The 15,690-nt window shown below is 61.4% G+C and carries 19 protein-coding genes; 13 read left to right on the top strand and 6 right to left on the bottom strand.

The annotated features are described in order from the left end of the window. Window positions 1–29: 29 nt before the first annotated feature. Window positions 30–968 (bottom strand): site-specific integrase, encoded by a 939-nt coding sequence (locus BKX96_RS07705; protein WP_077183276.1) that lies wholly within the window; start codon window positions 966–968, stop codon window positions 30–32. 178 nt (window positions 969–1,146) lie between these two features. Here BKX96_RS07705 and BKX96_RS07700 point away from each other — a divergent pair, with 178 nt between their 5' ends. Continuing rightward, window positions 1,147–2,160 carry a DNA-binding protein gene (locus BKX96_RS07700; RefSeq protein ID WP_046820072.1) on the top strand — a complete coding sequence of 338 codons (1,014 nt, stop codon included), beginning with the start codon at window positions 1,147–1,149 and terminating at the stop codon, window positions 2,158–2,160. On the opposite strand, the gene gorA is transcribed toward BKX96_RS07700, so the two are convergent. Next, window positions 2,157–3,515, bottom strand: coding sequence for a glutathione-disulfide reductase (gene gorA, locus BKX96_RS07695; RefSeq protein WP_046820073.1), 1,359 nt, complete (start codon window positions 3,513–3,515; stop codon window positions 2,157–2,159). The two genes, BKX96_RS07700 and gorA, sit on opposite strands and share 4 nt — an antisense overlap. 410 nt (window positions 3,516–3,925) lie before the next feature. Then, on the bottom strand, window positions 3,926–4,765 hold the full coding sequence (galU, locus tag BKX96_RS07690; protein WP_008065368.1) for a UTP--glucose-1-phosphate uridylyltransferase GalU: 840 nt from the start codon (window positions 4,763–4,765) through the stop codon (window positions 3,926–3,928). A gap of 292 nt (window positions 4,766–5,057) precedes the next feature. Here galU and BKX96_RS07685 point away from each other — a divergent pair, with 292 nt between their 5' ends. Together BKX96_RS07685 and BKX96_RS07680 are read left to right on the top strand one after the other, a co-directional pair. After that, on the top strand, window positions 5,058–5,243 hold the full coding sequence (locus BKX96_RS07685; RefSeq protein ID WP_046820081.1) for a hypothetical protein: 186 nt from the start codon (window positions 5,058–5,060) through the stop codon (window positions 5,241–5,243). A 130-nt stretch (window positions 5,244–5,373) separates the two neighbouring features. After that, window positions 5,374–5,655 carry a lipoprotein gene (locus tag BKX96_RS07680; RefSeq protein ID WP_046820082.1) on the top strand — a complete coding sequence of 94 codons (282 nt, stop codon included), beginning with the start codon at window positions 5,374–5,376 and terminating at the stop codon, window positions 5,653–5,655. A gap of 12 nt (window positions 5,656–5,667) precedes the next feature. On the opposite strand, the gene BKX96_RS07675 is transcribed toward BKX96_RS07680, so the two are convergent. Both BKX96_RS07675 and BKX96_RS07670 read right to left on the bottom strand, forming a co-directional pair. After that, entirely contained in the window at window positions 5,668–5,898 is a 231-nt protein-coding gene (locus BKX96_RS07675; protein ID WP_046820083.1) for a hypothetical protein, read from the bottom strand. Between the two features lie 72 nt (window positions 5,899–5,970). Then, the gene (locus tag BKX96_RS07670) at window positions 5,971–6,327 is read right to left on the bottom strand and encodes a hypothetical protein (protein ID WP_077183275.1); all 357 of its coding nucleotides are present in this window, start codon (window positions 6,325–6,327) and stop codon (window positions 5,971–5,973) included. Between the two features lie 212 nt (window positions 6,328–6,539). Here BKX96_RS07670 and BKX96_RS07665 point away from each other — a divergent pair, with 212 nt between their 5' ends. The 5 genes from BKX96_RS07665 (at window position 6,540) to ada (ending at window position 9,694) form a co-directional block, all read left to right on the top strand. After that, complete coding sequence (locus tag BKX96_RS07665) at window positions 6,540–6,842, top strand: DUF1883 domain-containing protein (RefSeq protein WP_008065357.1); 303 nt, start codon at window positions 6,540–6,542, stop codon at window positions 6,840–6,842. A 35-nt stretch (window positions 6,843–6,877) separates the two neighbouring features. Next, window positions 6,878–7,048 (top strand): hypothetical protein, encoded by a 171-nt coding sequence (locus BKX96_RS32815; RefSeq protein ID WP_162837850.1) that lies wholly within the window; start codon window positions 6,878–6,880, stop codon window positions 7,046–7,048. Window positions 7,049–7,166: 118 nt separating this feature from the next. Then, window positions 7,167–7,871, top strand: coding sequence for a 2OG-Fe(II) oxygenase (locus tag BKX96_RS07660; RefSeq protein WP_046820085.1), 705 nt, complete (start codon window positions 7,167–7,169; stop codon window positions 7,869–7,871). A gap of 5 nt (window positions 7,872–7,876) precedes the next feature. After that, window positions 7,877–8,542 (top strand): DNA oxidative demethylase AlkB, encoded by a 666-nt coding sequence (alkB, locus tag BKX96_RS07655; RefSeq protein WP_046820086.1) that lies wholly within the window; start codon window positions 7,877–7,879, stop codon window positions 8,540–8,542. 87 nt (window positions 8,543–8,629) lie between these two features. Further along, window positions 8,630–9,694 (top strand): bifunctional DNA-binding transcriptional regulator/O6-methylguanine-DNA methyltransferase Ada, encoded by a 1,065-nt coding sequence (ada, locus tag BKX96_RS07650; protein WP_077183274.1) that lies wholly within the window; start codon window positions 8,630–8,632, stop codon window positions 9,692–9,694. Window positions 9,695–9,731: 37 nt separating this feature from the next. On the opposite strand, the gene acuI is transcribed toward ada, so the two are convergent. After that, window positions 9,732–10,715: an acrylyl-CoA reductase (NADPH) gene (gene acuI, locus BKX96_RS07645; protein WP_077183273.1), complete on the bottom strand. Its 984-nt coding sequence runs from the start codon at window positions 10,713–10,715 to the stop codon at window positions 9,732–9,734. A gap of 120 nt (window positions 10,716–10,835) precedes the next feature. Here acuI and BKX96_RS07640 point away from each other — a divergent pair, with 120 nt between their 5' ends. The 5 genes from BKX96_RS07640 to BKX96_RS07620 all read left to right on the top strand — a co-directional run bounded on the left by BKX96_RS07640 (window position 10,836) and on the right by BKX96_RS07620 (window position 15,664). Then, window positions 10,836–11,900 carry an NAD(P)H-dependent flavin oxidoreductase gene (locus tag BKX96_RS07640; protein ID WP_077183272.1) on the top strand — a complete coding sequence of 355 codons (1,065 nt, stop codon included), beginning with the start codon at window positions 10,836–10,838 and terminating at the stop codon, window positions 11,898–11,900. Window positions 11,901–12,032: 132 nt separating this feature from the next. Further along, the gene (gene modA / locus BKX96_RS07635) at window positions 12,033–12,797 is read left to right on the top strand and encodes a molybdate ABC transporter substrate-binding protein (protein ID WP_077183271.1); all 765 of its coding nucleotides are present in this window, start codon (window positions 12,033–12,035) and stop codon (window positions 12,795–12,797) included. After that, a complete protein-coding gene (gene modB, locus BKX96_RS07630) occupies window positions 12,798–13,478 on the top strand; it encodes a molybdate ABC transporter permease subunit (protein ID WP_077183270.1) in 681 nt (226 codons plus the stop codon). Window positions 13,479–13,481: 3 nt separating this feature from the next. After that, window positions 13,482–14,561: a molybdenum ABC transporter ATP-binding protein gene (modC, locus tag BKX96_RS07625; protein ID WP_046820092.1), complete on the top strand. Its 1,080-nt coding sequence runs from the start codon at window positions 13,482–13,484 to the stop codon at window positions 14,559–14,561. A gap of 83 nt (window positions 14,562–14,644) precedes the next feature. Continuing rightward, window positions 14,645–15,664 (top strand): DNA topoisomerase IB, encoded by a 1,020-nt coding sequence (locus BKX96_RS07620; RefSeq protein WP_046820093.1) that lies wholly within the window; start codon window positions 14,645–14,647, stop codon window positions 15,662–15,664. Window positions 15,665–15,690 lie beyond the last annotated feature (26 nt).

Below are 15,690 nucleotides of genomic sequence, written 5' to 3'. Positions count from 1 at the left end.
CCAACGGTATTAATAGAAGCAAACCGAATTTACGGCTCCACAGGCTTTTCCGCGAGACGGGCCATGCCGGGAAACGGACTGGCTTCGATGTAGCGCATGGCGGATTTGATGTCCTTCCAACCGACGTAGCTCATCAACGATTTCAGATCCCAGCCACTTTGATGTGCCCACGAGGCAAAACCGCGGCGCAGGGAGTGGCTGGTGTAGTGCTCGGCGGATATGCCTGCGCGCCCCAACGCCTGGCGCAACAACGGGATCACGCTGTTGGCGTGCAAGCCCTCCTCGCTCAAATGCCCCCAACGGTCGATGCCTCGGAACACCGGGCCGCGAACCAGCGCGGCCTCGGTGATCCAGTCGATGTAGGCCTGCACCGGGCACAAGCGCTGCAACGCGGGAGTCTGGTAGGTTTTGCCGAGGTTTTCCCGGTCGCTCTTGCTGCGAGGCAAGTACAGCGTGATGCCAGAACCCGCGCTCGCTTGCACGTGCTCGATCTGCACGCGGCATAGCTCATCGCTGCGAAAGCCACGCCAGAAACCCAGCAGGATCAACGCCATGTCACGCCGGGCACGCAGCAATCCAGGTCGATCCCCTTGCTGCCTGGCGGTTTGCGCCTCCAGCTCGAGCCAGGCCACCACTTGCTCCAGATGCTGAAGTTGCAGCGGCTCGGCCTGTTTTTCCTGGGCCGGATGCAACGCCCGAATGCCCTTGAACACCTTGCGCACCACCGGCGCCTTGGTGGGATCGGCAAAACCCTGGCTGGTGTGCCACTGCGCGAGCGCCGACAAACGCAGCTTCAAGGTGTTGATCGACAGCACACCCGCATGCGCCACCAGATAGCGCGCCACACTGTCGCCGGTCGCTGGCAGGAACCCGCCCCAATTCACCTCGAAATGCTCGATGGCCGCCCGATAGCTGCGGCGGGTGTTGTCGCGCGTGGCGGCTTGCAGGTAACGGTCCAGCTCGGTCATGGGCTCGCTTCTCTAATGCGTACTGCCTTTGCGGACCAAAGAACCGCAAAACCCTCATCACATGGGGTAATACCAGTATATCCCGTATCAGGTTAATCGGATATCCAGCGTAATCCAAAGGATGGTACAATGTGTATATACGTGGTACGTACCACACAGTAAAAACGCAGGAGTTCTCATGGCCCGTGTCGGCGTGAATAAACAAGTGGTGCAAGCGGCGCGGTTGGCGATCATTGCCCGTGGCGAAAACCCGAGCATCGATGCCGTGCGCATCGAAATGGGCAATACCGGTTCGAAAACCACGATCCATCGCTATATGAAGGAGCTCGAGGACAGCACCCCGGACACTGACGAGACACCGTCCGAGCCGATCGACGACGAATTGCTGGCCCTGGTGACGCGCCTGGCGCAACGACTCAAGGAGCAGGCACAGGAACCGATCGACCAGGCCCGCGAACAGTACGAGCAGCAACGCAAGGCGCTGGAAACCCAGCTGCATCAAGCCGAGCAAGCCAATACGCAATTGCAGCAGCACTACGAACTGCAAAGCCTGGCACTGACCCAGGAATCCGAGGCACTGCAAACCACGCGCTCACAGCTTCAGGGCGAGCAAACCCGCAATGCCGGGCTGAGCCAGGCACTGGCGGATTTCGAACTGCGCTTGAAAGACAAGGACGAGCAGATTCGCTCGCTCGAAGAGAAACACCTGCATAGCCGAGACGCCCTTGAGCACTATCGCAATGCGGTCAAGGAGCAGCGCGAGCAAGAGCAACACCGCCACGAAGGTCAGGTGCAGCAACTGCAGATGGAGTTGCGCCAGGCACAGCAAAGCGCCTTGGTGCGCCAGGACGAAATTACCCAGTTGCACCGCGACAACGAACGCCTGCTGACCGAGAATCGCGGCACATTGCGTGAGCTGAGCCTGTTGCAAGAGCAGCTCAAGCAAAGCAATACCCGCCAGGATCAACTGCTCGACCAGGCCACTCGCGTCGATAGCGAACGCACCCTCCTCCAGGAACGCCTGCGCGTCGCCATGCTGGAAAGCCAGGCACTCAAACAAAGCGTCGAGGAGCAGTCGCAGGTCAACAAGTCACTGGAGATCGAACTGCTGAAAGCCCAGGCGGACCTGGAAGAAAGCGTTCGCCTGGCAGCTGCCGTTGCAGCAGCGCCAGGCGCAGCCAAAGACGATTAACCGCCGACCGGTGTACGCAGGGTGACAAACTCTTCGGCGGCCGTCGGGTGCACGCCGATGGTTTCGTCGAAGTGGCGCTTGGTGGCGCCAGCCTTCAAGGCGATGGCCAGGCCCTGGACGATTTCGCCAGCCTCCGGACCGACCATGTGACAGCCCAGCACCTTGTCGGTCTGGGCGTCCACCACCAACTTCATCAGCGTGCGCTCCTGGCATTCGGTCAGGGTCAGCTTCATCGGCCGGAAGCGGCTTTCGAAGATCTGCACTTCATGGCCGGCGTCCCGCGCCTCTTCCTCGGTCAGGCCCACAGTGCCGATGTTCGGCAGGCTGAACACCGCCGTCGGGATCATCTTGTAGTCCACCGGGCGATACTGCTCAGGCTTGAACAAGCGTCGCGCCACCGCCATGCCTTCGGCCAGCGCCACGGGCGTCAGCTGCACCCGACCGATCACATCACCCAAGGCCAGGATCGAAGGCTCGGCCGTCTGGTACAGGTCATCCACCTCGACGAAGCCTTTCTTGTCGAGCCTCACCCCGGTGTTTTCCAGCCCCAGATTGTCCAGCATCGGCCGCCGACCGGTGGCGTAGAACACGCAATCGGCCTCCAGCTGCCGGCCATCCTTGAGCGTCACCTTCAGACTGCCATCGGCTTGCTTATCGATACGCTCGATGTCTGCGTTGAATTGCAGATCCATGCCGCGCTTGGTCAGCTCTTCCTGCAAATGCTTGCGCACGGACCCGTCGAAGCCGCGCAGGAACAGTTCGCCGCGGTACAGCAGCGTGGTCTGGGCGCCAAGGCCGTGGAAGATCCCGGCGAATTCGACGGCGATATAACCACCGCCCACCACCAGCACGCGCTTGGGCAGCTCTTTGAGGAAAAACGCCTGGTTGGAGCTGATCGCGTGCTCGTGCCCGGGAATCTCCGGAATCTGCGGCCAGCCGCCGGTGGCGATCAGGATGTTTTTAGCCGAGTGGCGCTCGCCATTGATCTCGACGGTATGCGGGTCGACGATCTTGGCGTGGCCTTCGTGCAACGTCACGCCACTGTTGACCAGCAGGTTGCGGTAAATGCCGTTGAGGCGATTGATCTCGCGGTCCTTGTTGGCAATCAGCGTCGCCCAGTCGAACTGCGCCTCATCGAGGCTCCAGCCAAACCCCGATGCCTGCTCGAAGTCCTCGGCGAAGTGCGCGCCGTAGACCAGCAGCTTTTTCGGTACGCAGCCGACGTTCACACAAGTACCGCCCAGGTAGCGACTCTCGGCCACGGCCACTTTCGCGCCGAAACCGGCAGCAAACCGAGCCGCCCGCACACCGCCAGAACCGGCGCCAATCACATAAAGGTCAAAATCGTAGGCCATTTTCAATCTCCTCGGCAGGCCAATAGCATACCTGCGGACGGCGGCTGAGCAAGCGTTGTGCAAAGCCTTCGTTCGGCCTTTTGAATTGGGGGCAGCTCCATCGAGCAGCCGAGTGGAGGTCCTGCGCCGTGAGCGGGTCCGGTAGGAGCGAGCCTGCTCGCGAAATACCTGAGGGCACCCGGGGTGTCAGGCTCCCCGCGTCATCGCCGACCTCCATCGCGAGCAGGCACGCTCCCATGGTAGATCGGGTACAGCCACAAGCGAAAAAACGGCCTTAAGGACACCATCGCCAACAAGTCAGGCCCCACAAAAACAACCGCCCCGATCAAGTCGGGGCGTCTATTTAAACCTTCATCCGCTTTATTACAGCTTGTGAAGATCGTTTTTCAATACAAGCAGCCAAGGCGCTATCAGTAAGCCTTACCCGTCTTGTAGAAGTTCTCGAAGCAGAAGTTGGTCGCGTCGATGTAGCCTTCGGCGCCGCCGCAGTCGAAACGCTTGCCCTTGAACTTGTAGGCCATCACGCAGCCGTTCTGGGCCTGTTTCATCAGGGCGTCGGTGATCTGGATTTCGCCGCCCTTGCCTGGCTCGGTCTGTTCGATCAGGTCGAAGATGTCCGGGGTCAGGATGTAGCGGCCGATGATGGCCAGGTTCGATGGCGCATCTTCAGGTTTTGGTTTTTCGACCATGCTGTGCACGCGGTAGATGTCGTCGCGGATCATCTCGCCGGCGATCACGCCGTACTTGTTGGTCTCTTGCGGGTCGACTTCCTGGATGGCCACGATCGAGCAGCGGAACTGCTTGTACAGCTTGACCATCTGGGTCAGTACGCCGTCGCCTTCGAGGTTGACGCACAGGTCGTCCGCCAGTACCACGGCGAAGGGTTCGTCGCCGATCAGCGGACGGCCGGTCAGGATCGCGTGGCCCAGGCCTTTCATTTCGGTCTGGCGGGTGTAGGAGAACGAGCAGTTATCGAGCAGCTTGCGGATGCCGACCAGGTACTTTTCCTTATCGGTGCCCTTGATCTGGTTTTCCAGCTCGTAGCTGATGTCGAAATGGTCTTCCAGGGCGCGCTTGCCGCGACCGGTGACGATGGAAATCTCCGTCAGGCCGGCGTCCAGGGCTTCTTCGACGCCGTACTGGATCAGTGGCTTGTTTACCACCGGCAGCATTTCCTTGGGCATGGCTTTGGTCGCTGGCAGGAAGCGAGTGCCGTAACCGGCTGCTGGAAACAAGCATTTCTTGATCATATAAGTCCTTGAAAGGGCTGTGTGTACGAGTTTCGGCGCAGTCTAATCAGGCGGCGTACACCTTACAATGCCCCGCACTGGCTAACCGATGCCATCATAGAGAAATATTCTCGCCGTTAGTTCCGCAGCGAGCACCGCGAATGGATCAGCAGCCTGTTATTGATAGCAGAGTCCGCCAGACTTGCACGACAAGTCAACCCGGGGGCAGGCGCACCACCGTGCGCCCATCGGCACCTGAACGGTGCATTTGGCGGTATCATGGCGCCCTTGAACCAGCCAGCGAGGCAAATAGATGTCAGAAGCAAAAAGCGTCAACGGGTATTTGATCAGCGCCAAAGACGGCCAGTGGTGGGTAGCCGGCGTTGGCGGCGAGAACATTGCCGGGCCCTTCCCGTCCGAAGCCATGGCGATCGAAGTGGCATCGGTGTTGCAACTGGAACATCCGGCACCCAAACGACGGGGCAAGGACAAGAACTGATCCAGGCCCGACGCCCTGCCCTAGTGCAGGGCTTTTTTTGGCAATCCCTGCAAGAAGTGGCCTTTCGCTATAACCTTTTGCCGCCCGCGCTGTCACAGGCATTGCCCCTACTCCTGACGACGACAACGACATGACCAAATTTCTGCCGCTGATAGCGCTGCTGGCCCTCACTGGCTGCGCCACCTCCGAGACCACTTACCTGAACAATGGCGAACAAGGCCTGGCCATCGACTGTTCCGGCGAGGCCAATTCCTGGGCGACCTGTTACGAAAAGGCCGAGGCTTCCTGCGCCGGCACTGGCTACCGGATTGTCGGCACTGACGGCACGCCCGCCTCCAAGGAAAGCGACAAGACCCTGGGCGTCGACGTTGGCAACTACAAGAACCGTAGCGTCGTGGTGGTCTGCAAATAAGGGCCGAGCGACTTACATGTGGATTTCCGCGAACTTGATCCCCAGGCCGCGCACGGTCTCGACCAGCGCGTCGAGACTGTCGAAGGATTCGACTTCGTCGCTATCGTCCACAAGGAAAAAACTGCGTCCGGCGCTTTTTTTGAAAAACACGATCCATTCCCCCGGATTCGCCGGGTTCTGAATCACATGGGTGGCGCAGATATGGCCCTCTGCGTGCCGCTCCCGTACCTTCTCTCGCTTCATGCTCGACTCCAGAAATGACAATGCCGCCAAAGCCTTGCTTTGACGGCATCGGTGCTGACAGTCGACATTCTATCAGCCGGAAATGCACGCCGTGGCGGCATCGCGAACGTCGAAGGGGCGAAGCGGTACGTTGGAGATACGCTCATGCAGCTTGATGCTGCTGCCGCCGGAGCGCTCCTCGATATCAAATACCGCGGCGGGACCCGATGAAAGCTTCTGTGGCACGATCACCCGCACCCCGTCCTTCTGCTCCTCAATTTGCAAGGCGCCTCGGCTCTCGGCGAGTATTTCGCTCAGGCATTGGGCGTACTCATGGGGCTTCTTGCCTGAAATCACATTCATGGTCGGCAAGGTCTCGTTGATCTCCGAAACACTTGCACAACCACTGATTGCCAAAACCCACGGCAAGCCCAAGATGCCCCACTTCATACGAAACCTCCGATAAAGACCCTCCGACAGCTCAAACCCGGGTTTTCTCCAAACCGCGGTGGTTTTTTCTTCATTGGCGTGGGCAATCTGCGTTTTTTATTGCCCCTGAGGGCCCGCACAGCCGGATAATAACGCCTCAGGGCTGATAAACTGCGCCTATCGACCATGCTATCGTTTTGATTTTGTAGAAAAAGCCCTTCTGGAGGCGCCTCATGAAATTTATCCACCAGCGCGAGCACCTCAACGAAGACGACATCGTCGTCATTCAATGCTCGCAGACGTGCAACATACGCTTGATGAACGACGCCAACTTCCGCAGCTTCAAGAATGGCGGTCGTCACACCTACCACGGCGGCGCATTCGACACCTTCCCGGCCCGCATCACGGCGCCGAGCACCGGGTTCTGGAACATCACCATCGACACGGTGAACCGCCGGCCGATCAGTGTGACGCGCAAGCCGACCCTGACGCATTCGATCAAGATCATCCGCCGCTCCAGCTCGAAACTGAGCTGAGCAGCGCCTCACTCCGCACACAGGCAGGTATGACCGTGGCCCAGACGACCAAATACGTCATCAAGTACAAACTCAATGGCGAACGCCGCTTCGAATTTGCCCAGTTGGAAAATGGCACTGCAGAGGAAGCCAAAGCCGCGCTGGATGCCCTTCATGGGCAGGGCGACGACGTGATCAGCGACATCAGTGTCAGCAAAGCGCTCTAACATTGCCCGCAGTGAACAGGGACGTCTGCTTCCTGCCGACATTCGAGCGCAAGCGTCGGAGTGTTCACATTCGTTACGCCTCTTAGTCTGGCCACCTCGATAACCTGAGGGCACGGCAATGAGCGAGCAATATCTGGACAGGCTGGACTGGCCCCTGCTGGAACAGCAACTCGATCAGGACGGCTGCGCGGTTATCGCGTCGCTGTTGAGCCACAAGGCCTGTGATCAAATCAGCGCCTTGTACGGCCAGGCGGAACCCTTTCGCTCGCAGGTGATCATGGCCCGCCACGGTTTCGGCCGTGGCGAGTACAAGTATTTCGACTATCCCTTGCCGCCGCTGGTGGCCCGCCTGCGCAGTGCGCTGTACCCACGGCTGGTGCCTATTGCCAATCGCTGGCATGAGCAAATGGACCTGCCGAGCCGGTTTCCCGACAGCCACCCGGCCTTCCTCGAGCGCTGTCACGCCGCCGGCCAGCAACGTCCTACGCCACTGTTGCTGCAATACGGCCCCCAGGACTACAACTGCCTGCACCAGGATCTGTATGGCGAGCACGTCTTCCCCTTGCAGGTGGCGATTCTTCTGTCGGAGCCGGGAGAAGACTTCACCGGCGGTGAGTTCGTATTGACCGAGCAGCGCCCGCGCATGCAGTCGCGCCCACAGGTCATCGGTCTGAAAAAAGGCGACGGCCTGATCTTCGCGGTCAACCAGCGCCCGGTCAAAGGCGTGCGCGGTTACTATCGGGTAACCCTGCGCCACGGCGTCAGTCGCCTGCACAGCGGAAAACGGCATACCCTTGGGATCATCTTTCACGACGCATCATGAGCTCCATGAACCCGATCAACCTTGACCTGTTTGCCGACGCAGAACCCGAACAGCAACCTCGGTGCGAGCAGATCGGCGAACAATCCTACGTCCTCAGGGGCTTTACCCTGCCCTGGCTGGAGCGTGTGCTGCCGGCACTGGACGCCGTGTTGGCGGCGGCACCTTTCCGGCAAATGGTTACCCCTGGGGGCTTCACCATGTCGGTTGCCCTGAGCAGTTGCGGAACATGGGGCTGGACCACCGACCGCAGCGGCTATCGCTACACCCGCGACGACCCGCAGACCGGCCTGCCCTGGCCGTCCATGCCCGAGGTGTTTTTTCAATTGGCGCAGGCGGCGGCATTGGCGGCAGGGTTTGCCGATTTCGTGCCGGACTCCTGCCTGATCAATCGCTATGTGCCCGGGGCGAAGATGTCCTTACATCAGGACAAGGACGAAAAGTCCTACGCTGCGCCTATCGTTTCGGTATCCCTGGGATTGCCCGCGATGTTCCTGTTCGGCGGCTTCGCGCGCAGCGACAAAAGCCAACGGGTACCGCTGCTGCACGGCGACGTCGTGGTCTGGGGTGGCGTGGATCGCTTGCGTTATCACGGCGTTCTGCCGATCAAGGCTGGCCAACACCCACGCCTGGGCGAACAGCGGATCAACTTCACGTTTCGAACCGCTCGATGATGCCGTGGAGTTTGACCGCAAGCGCCGGAGTGTGGGCAGATTGGCCGGCGGTTAATCTGCGGCAAACGGGACAACGGACGTAAAGCCATGACAAGCCAACCGACAACCATCAGCACCGAGAATGATCCACGCTGGGCCGCGGTGCTCGCCCGCGATCCACAAGCGGACGGACAGTTTGTCTACGCAGTGAAGACCACCGGGATCTACTGCAACCCCAGCAGCCTCTCGCGCTTGCCGAAACCGCAGAATGTCGAATTCTTCGACAACGCCGAACAGGCCCAGGCCGCGGGTTATCGCCCAAGCAAGCGCGCGGCCACGGATCAAAGCGCTGTCGCCACACAACATGCTGCCACCGTGGCCGCCGCGTGCCGCCAAATCGAAAGCGCCGAGGCGCTGCCGGCACTGAACGAACTGGCCGAAGCGGCAGGCCTGAGCAGCTTTCACTTCCATCGGGTGTTCAAGTCCGTGACCGGCCTGACGCCCAAAGGCTATGCCGCGGCCCACCGTTCGCGCCGGGTGCGCGAGCGGCTGGCGGATGGTCGCTCGGTCACTGAGGCGTTATACGATGCCGGCTTCAATTCCAACAGCCGGTTCTATGAGGCGGCGGATCAGGTGCTGGGGATGAAGCCCACCGATTACCGTGACGGAGGGCAAAACAATGACATCCGTTTTGCGGTTGGCCAGTGCTCCCTCGGCGCGATTGTGGTGGCGCAAAGCGAGCGAGGCGTTTGCGCGATTCTCCTTGGGGATGATCCGCAGCAACTGGTTTGCGACCTGCAGGACAAGTTTCGCCGCGCCAATCTGATCGGCGCCGACCAGGCCTTCGAACAGTTGATCGCCAGGGTCGTGGGTTTCATCGAGGCACCGGCCCTGGGCCTGGACTTGCCGCTGGATGTGCGCGGCACGGCGTTTCAGGAACGGGTCTGGCAAGCGCTACGGGAAATTCCCGCCGGCAGCACCGCCAGCTACGCCGACATCGCCCAACGCATCGGCGCGCCCAAAGCGGTTCGCGCCGTGGCACAAGCCTGTGGCGCCAACAGCCTGGCGGTCGCAATCCCCTGCCACCGGGTGGTGCGCAGCGATGGCAATCTGTCGGGGTATCGTTGGGGGGTGGAGCGCAAGCGGCAATTGCTGGAGCGGGAAAAGCCGTGAATGGAGGTTGATGTGGTGCGGCCGCCCCCGTTTCTGATCAGCGATTCACATCCACCACCACCCGCCCCCGCAATTGTCCCGCCAGCAGGCGCGGCGCAGCCTCGATCGCTTCGCTCAAACCGATTTCGTGGCTGATCAGTGGCAACAGGGCAAAGTCCAGGTCCTTGGCCAAACGCCCCCAGGCCTCTACACGCCGGGCTTTCGGTTGGGTCACGCTGTTAATCCCGGCCAGGGTCACGCCGCGCAGGATAAAGGGTGCGACGGAGCCTGGAAAATCCATGCCCTGGGCCAGACCGCAGGCGGCCACGGTGCCTTCGGATTTGGTACTGGCGCAGGCGTTGGCCAGGGTATGGCTACCTACGGAGTCGATGACTGCAGCCCAACGTTCCTTGGCCAGCGGCTTGCCCGGCTCGGACAAGCTGGCGCGGTCGATGATTTCGCCGGCGCCCAGTTGCTTGAGGTATTCGTGCTCCGACAGGCGCCCGGTGGAAGCGACCACCCGATAGCCGAGCTTGCTCAGCAAGGCGATGGCGAAACTGCCGACACCGCCGTTGGCCCCGGTGACCAGCACTTCGCCCTGCTCGGGTGTCACACCGTTGCGTTCCAGCGCCATGATGCACAGCATCGCCGTGTAGCCTGCCGTACCGATGGCCATTGCCTGCGCCTCAGTGAATGCCTCGGGCAGCGCAATCAGCCACTCGCCCTTCAGGCGGGCCTTCTGCGCCAGCCCGCCCCAATGCCCTTCACCCACCCCCCAACCATTGAGCAGGACTTTGTCACCGACCTTGTAGTCCGGATGCCCGCTGACTTCGACGGTCCCTGCCAGATCGATCCCCGGCACCATCGGGAATTTTCGCACCACCGGGCTGCTGCCGGTGATCGCCAGGCCATCCTTGAAATTCAGCGTGCTGTACGCCACACGCACCGTCACATCGCCCTCAGGCAACTGGTCTTCATTGATCTGTTGCAGTGTGGCCCGGTAACCGCTTTCGTCTTTATCGATCAAAATACCTTGGAACATCGCTGCCTCCTGGTGAGATCACCTGTTGGGGTGTGATTTAAATACCACATCGCAAAAAAATCCCGTACTCGACTTTAAGCCAATATGATGGACCGCTATCAACGACGGAGTACCGCTGAAATGAGCCAATGGCCAGATACTCGTTTGCTTGACCTGCTCGGGATCGAACTGCCGATCATCCAGGCCCCCATGGCCGGCGCCACCACCGCTGCCATGGTCATCGCGGCGAGCAACGCCGGCGGTCTCGGCTCGATGCCGGCCGCGATGTTGAGCGTCGAGCAATTGCGTGACGAGCTCAAGAACATTCGTCAACACTGCCAGCGTCCGATCAACGTCAACTTCTTCTGCCATCAACCGCCGACGCTCGACGAGCAACGCGCCCAGGGTTGGAAGAAACTGCTGCAACCCTATTATCGCGAACTGGGTGCCGACTTCGACGCGCCGACACCAGTCTCCAACCGCGCGCCGTTCGATGAGGCGGCCTGCGCAGTGGTCGAAGCGTTGCGCCCGGAGGTCGTGAGTTTCCACTTTGGCCTGCCGGAAAAATCCCTCCTGGATCGAGTGAAAGCCACCGGGGCAAAAGTGCTGTCCTCGGCCACCACGGTCGAAGAAGCCCTCTGGCTCGAGCAGCACGGCTGCGACGCCATCATCGCCATGGGTTACGAAGCCGGCGGGCACCGGGGCATGTTTCTCAGTGAAGACCTGAGCAGCCAGGTCGGTACGTTCGCCCTGGTGCCACAGGTCGTCGATGCGGTGAACGTACCGGTGATTGCCGCTGGCGGCATTGCCGATGCGCGGGGAGTGGCGGCGGCGTTCATGCTGGGGGCATCGGCGGTGCAAGTGGGCACGGCGTATCTGTTCACGCCAGAGGCCAAGGTCAGTGCTTCGCATCACAAGGCGTTGCGCACTGCCAGGGAAAGCGAGACGGCGCTCACCAATATTTTCACCGGTCGCCCGGCACGGGGCATCCTCAATCGGGTGATGCGCGAGCTCGGACCGATGAGCGCCCAGGCGCCAAGTTTCCCCCTCGCGGGCGGTGCATTGATGCCATTGCGCGCCAAAGGCGAAGCCGACTTCAGCAATCTCTGGGCAGGCCAGGCCTTTACCCTGGGGGTCGAGTCGAGCAGCGCTGAACTGACCCGGCGCCTGGCTGAGGACGGCTTGGCGAAATTGCTTCAACGCTGATGGTTATGGCGGGTGAGACCCTCACTCGCCATGACCGCGTTGCAACGCATTCCGTTCAGCGGCATTTCGCTATATATTCCGATATATAGCGATTGACCTTCTTGCAGCATGTGCCTTCGACGGAGCCGCTTCATGACTTGTGCCTCACGTTTTGCCCCCACCTGCCTGGCGACCCTGCTCGCCGTGTTCGCCTTCGGCTCTGCCCAGGCGGACGAGGTGCAGGTCGCTGTCGCTGCCAACTTCACCGCGCCGATCCAGGCCATCGCCGCCGATTTCGAAAAGGACACCGGGCACAAGCTGGTCACGGCCTTCGGTGCCACCGGCCAGTTCTACACCCAGATCAAGAATGGCGCGCCGTTCGAAGTGTTCCTCTCGGCAGACGACACCACCGCGCAAAAACTTGAAGCCGAAGGCGACACCGTCAAGGGCTCTCGCTTCACCTACGCCATCGGCACGCTGGCACTGTGGTCGGCCAGGGAAGGTTACGTCGATACCCAGGGCAAAGTGCTGGCCGATAACAAGTATCAGCATCTGTCGATCGCCAACCCGAAAACCGCACCCTATGGCCTGGCAGCCACCCAGGTCCTGGCCAGGCAGGGCCTGGCCGACAAGGTCAAGGACAAGATCGTCGAAGGCCAGAACATCACCCAGGCCTACCAGTTCGTGTCCACCGGCAACGCCGAGCTGGGCTTTGTCGCCCTGTCGCAGGTCTACAAGGACGGCAAGATCACCAGCGGTTCGGCGTGGATCGTGCCGGCCAGCCTGCACGACCCGATCAAACAGGACGCGGTCATCCTCAACAAGGGCAAGGACAACCCGGCCGCCAAGGCACTGGTTGACTACCTCAAGGGACCAAAAGCCGCTGCCATCATCCAGTCCTATGGTTACCAAATCTAAATGTCGCTGACGAGTGCCGACTTCTCCGCCATCTGGCTAACGCTGAAACTGGCGTCGCTGACGACCGTCATCCTGTTGCTGGTTGGCACTCCGCTGGCGTTATGGCTCTCGCGCACCCAATCCTGGCTGCGAGGCCCGGTCGGGGCGATCGTCGCCCTGCCCCTGGTGCTGCCACCCACGGTGATCGGTTTCTATCTATTACTGGCGCTCGGCCCCCACGGCTTTGTCGGCCAGCTCACCCAATCCCTGGGCCTGGGCACCCTCACGTTCAGTTTCGCAGGCCTGGTGATCGGATCGGTACTGTATTCGATGCCGTTCGTGGTCCAGCCGCTGCAGAACGCATTTTCCGCCATCGGCACTCGCCCACTGGAGGTGGCCGCGACCTTGCGCGCCGGCCCCTGGGACAGTTTTTTCAGCGTCATCCTGCCCCTGGCGCGACCTGGCTTCATCACCGCGGCCATCCTCGGCTTCGCCCATACGGTCGGCGAATTCGGCGTGGTGCTGATGATCGGCGGCAACATCCCCGACAAGACCCGAGTGGTCTCGGTGCAGATCTACGATCACGTCGAAGCCATGGAATATGCCCAGGCCCATTGGCTGGCCGGCGTCATGCTGGTGTTCTCCTTCGCGGTGCTGCTGGCGCTGTACTCCAGACGGTCAACCAAAACGGGCTGGAGTTGATCGATGATTCACACGCGTCTGAAATTGAGCTATCCGGGGTTCGCCCTCGATGTCGACCTGCAGTTGCCCGGCCGTGGGGTGACGGCGCTGTTCGGTCACTCAGGGTCTGGCAAGACCACCTGCCTGCGCTGCATTGCGGGCCTGGAACGGGCCGGACAGGGTTTTATCCAGGTCAACGATGAAGTCTGGCAAGACAGCGACAAGGGGATTTTTGTCGCGCCGCACAAGCGCGCCCTGGGTTACGTTTTTCAGGAAGCCAGCCTGTTTCCTCATCTGTCGGTGCTGGCCAACCTGCAGTTCGGCCTCAAGCGCATTCCCCGGCAACAGCGCCGGGTCGACATGGCCCACGCGACCGAGCTGCTCGGCATCAGCCACTTGCTCGATCGGCATCCGCAGCACCTGTCCGGCGGCGAACGCCAGCGCGTCGGCATGGCGCGCGCCCTGCTCACCAGCCCCACATTGTTGTTGATGGACGAACCGCTGGCCGCACTGGACGCGCAGCGCAAAAGTGAAATCCTGCCTTACCTGCAACGCCTGCACGATGAGCTGGAGATCCCGGTACTCTATGTCAGCCACTCCCAGGATGAAGTCGCGCAGCTGGCCGACCATATCGTCCTGCTCAGCGACGGCCAGGCGCTGGCCAGCGGCCCCATCGGCCAGACCCTGGCACGCCTCGACCTGCCGTTGGCGCTGGGTGACGACGCCGGTGTGGTGATCCAGGGTCATGTCGCGGCCTACGACGCCCACTACCAATTGTTGACGTTGCAGCTGCCCGACACCGACCTGAACATTCGCGTGGCCCACACGCCGATGGCCGCAGGCCAGGCATTACGCTGCAAGGTCCAGGCGCGGGATGTCAGCCTGAGCCTGCACGGCGACGAGCAAAGCAGCATCCTCAATCGCCTGCCGGTCACGGTGGTCAGTGAAATGGCGGCCGACAACAGCGCCCATGTGCTGGTACGCCTGGATGCCGCCGGCAGTCCGTTGCTGGCGCGTATCACCCGCTATTCCCGGGATCACCTCAACCTGCACCCGGGCCAACGCCTGTGGGCGCAGATCAAGGCCGTGGCGGTACTGGCGTAACTCGTTATAAGGTCGGGGCGGGGGCACGACTGCCGCGGCGTGGGGTCAATGGCTGTAACGCCCCCTCGCCCAGGACAATCGCCATGCCCGATGCACTGCCCCGAGACCTGCACTACGTCGATGACACCCAGCCGGGCATTACCCGGCGCAAACTGCGCGGCAAGTTCTGCTATTTCGAGCCTTCAGGCCAGCGCATCGTCGACCCGGAGGAAATTCAACGCATCAACGCCCTGGCGGTGCCACCGGCCTACACCAACGTGTGGATCTGCCCGGATCCGCGCGGGCACTTGCAAGCCACCGGCCGCGACGCCCGCGGGCGCAAGCAGTACCGCTATCACCCGCGCTGGCGCGAGGTGCGCGACACCGACAAATACGCGCGCCTGCGGGATTTCGGCCTGGCCCTACCGAAGCTGCGCAAGCAGCTGGAAGCCTTGCTGGCAGCACCAGGTTTCAGTCGCGACAAGGTCATGGCCACGGTCATCACCCTGCTCGATGCGACGCTGATCCGTGTCGGCAATGCCCAGTACGCGCGGGACAACCGCTCCTATGGCCTGACCACCCTGCGTAACCGGCATGTGGAGATCAACGGCAGTGCGATCCTGTTCCAGTTTCGCGGCAAGAGTGGCATCGAGCATCAGATCACCGTAAAGGACCGGCGGCTGGCGCGGATCGTCAAGCGCTGCCAGGAGATTCCCGGACAAAACCTTTTCCAATACCTCGATGAAAACGGAGAGCGGCACACGATCACTTCTGCCGACGTCAACACCTACCTGCAAACCCTGACCGGTGCCGACTTCACCGCCAAGGATTACCGCACCTGGGCCGGCAGCGCGCTGGCCCTGGCGGTTTTGCGCGAGCTCGAGTGGCAACCCGAGTCACAGGCAAAGCAGCATGTGGTGGCGATGGTCAAAGAGGTCTCCCGGCAGCTGGGCAACACCCCGGCGGTCTGCCGCAAGTGTTACATCCACCCGGCGGTGCTCGAGGGTTTTTCCCTCGGTGCGCTGGCGCAACTGCCAAGGCCGAGGATGCGTAAAGGCCTGCGGGCCGAGGAAGTCGCGCTGGCGATGTTGCTGGAGAAACTGGCGTCTGAACCGACGAACTGACCCGCCTATTTTTTGCACGATTGCAA

It is taken from the genome of Pseudomonas putida (genome assembly GCF_001976065.1).
Classification (GTDB): domain Bacteria; phylum Pseudomonadota; class Gammaproteobacteria; order Pseudomonadales; family Pseudomonadaceae; genus Aquipseudomonas; species Aquipseudomonas serbica.
Note: the sequence above shows the minus strand (reverse complement) of the source record. Positions and strands in the feature narration are given on the sequence as shown.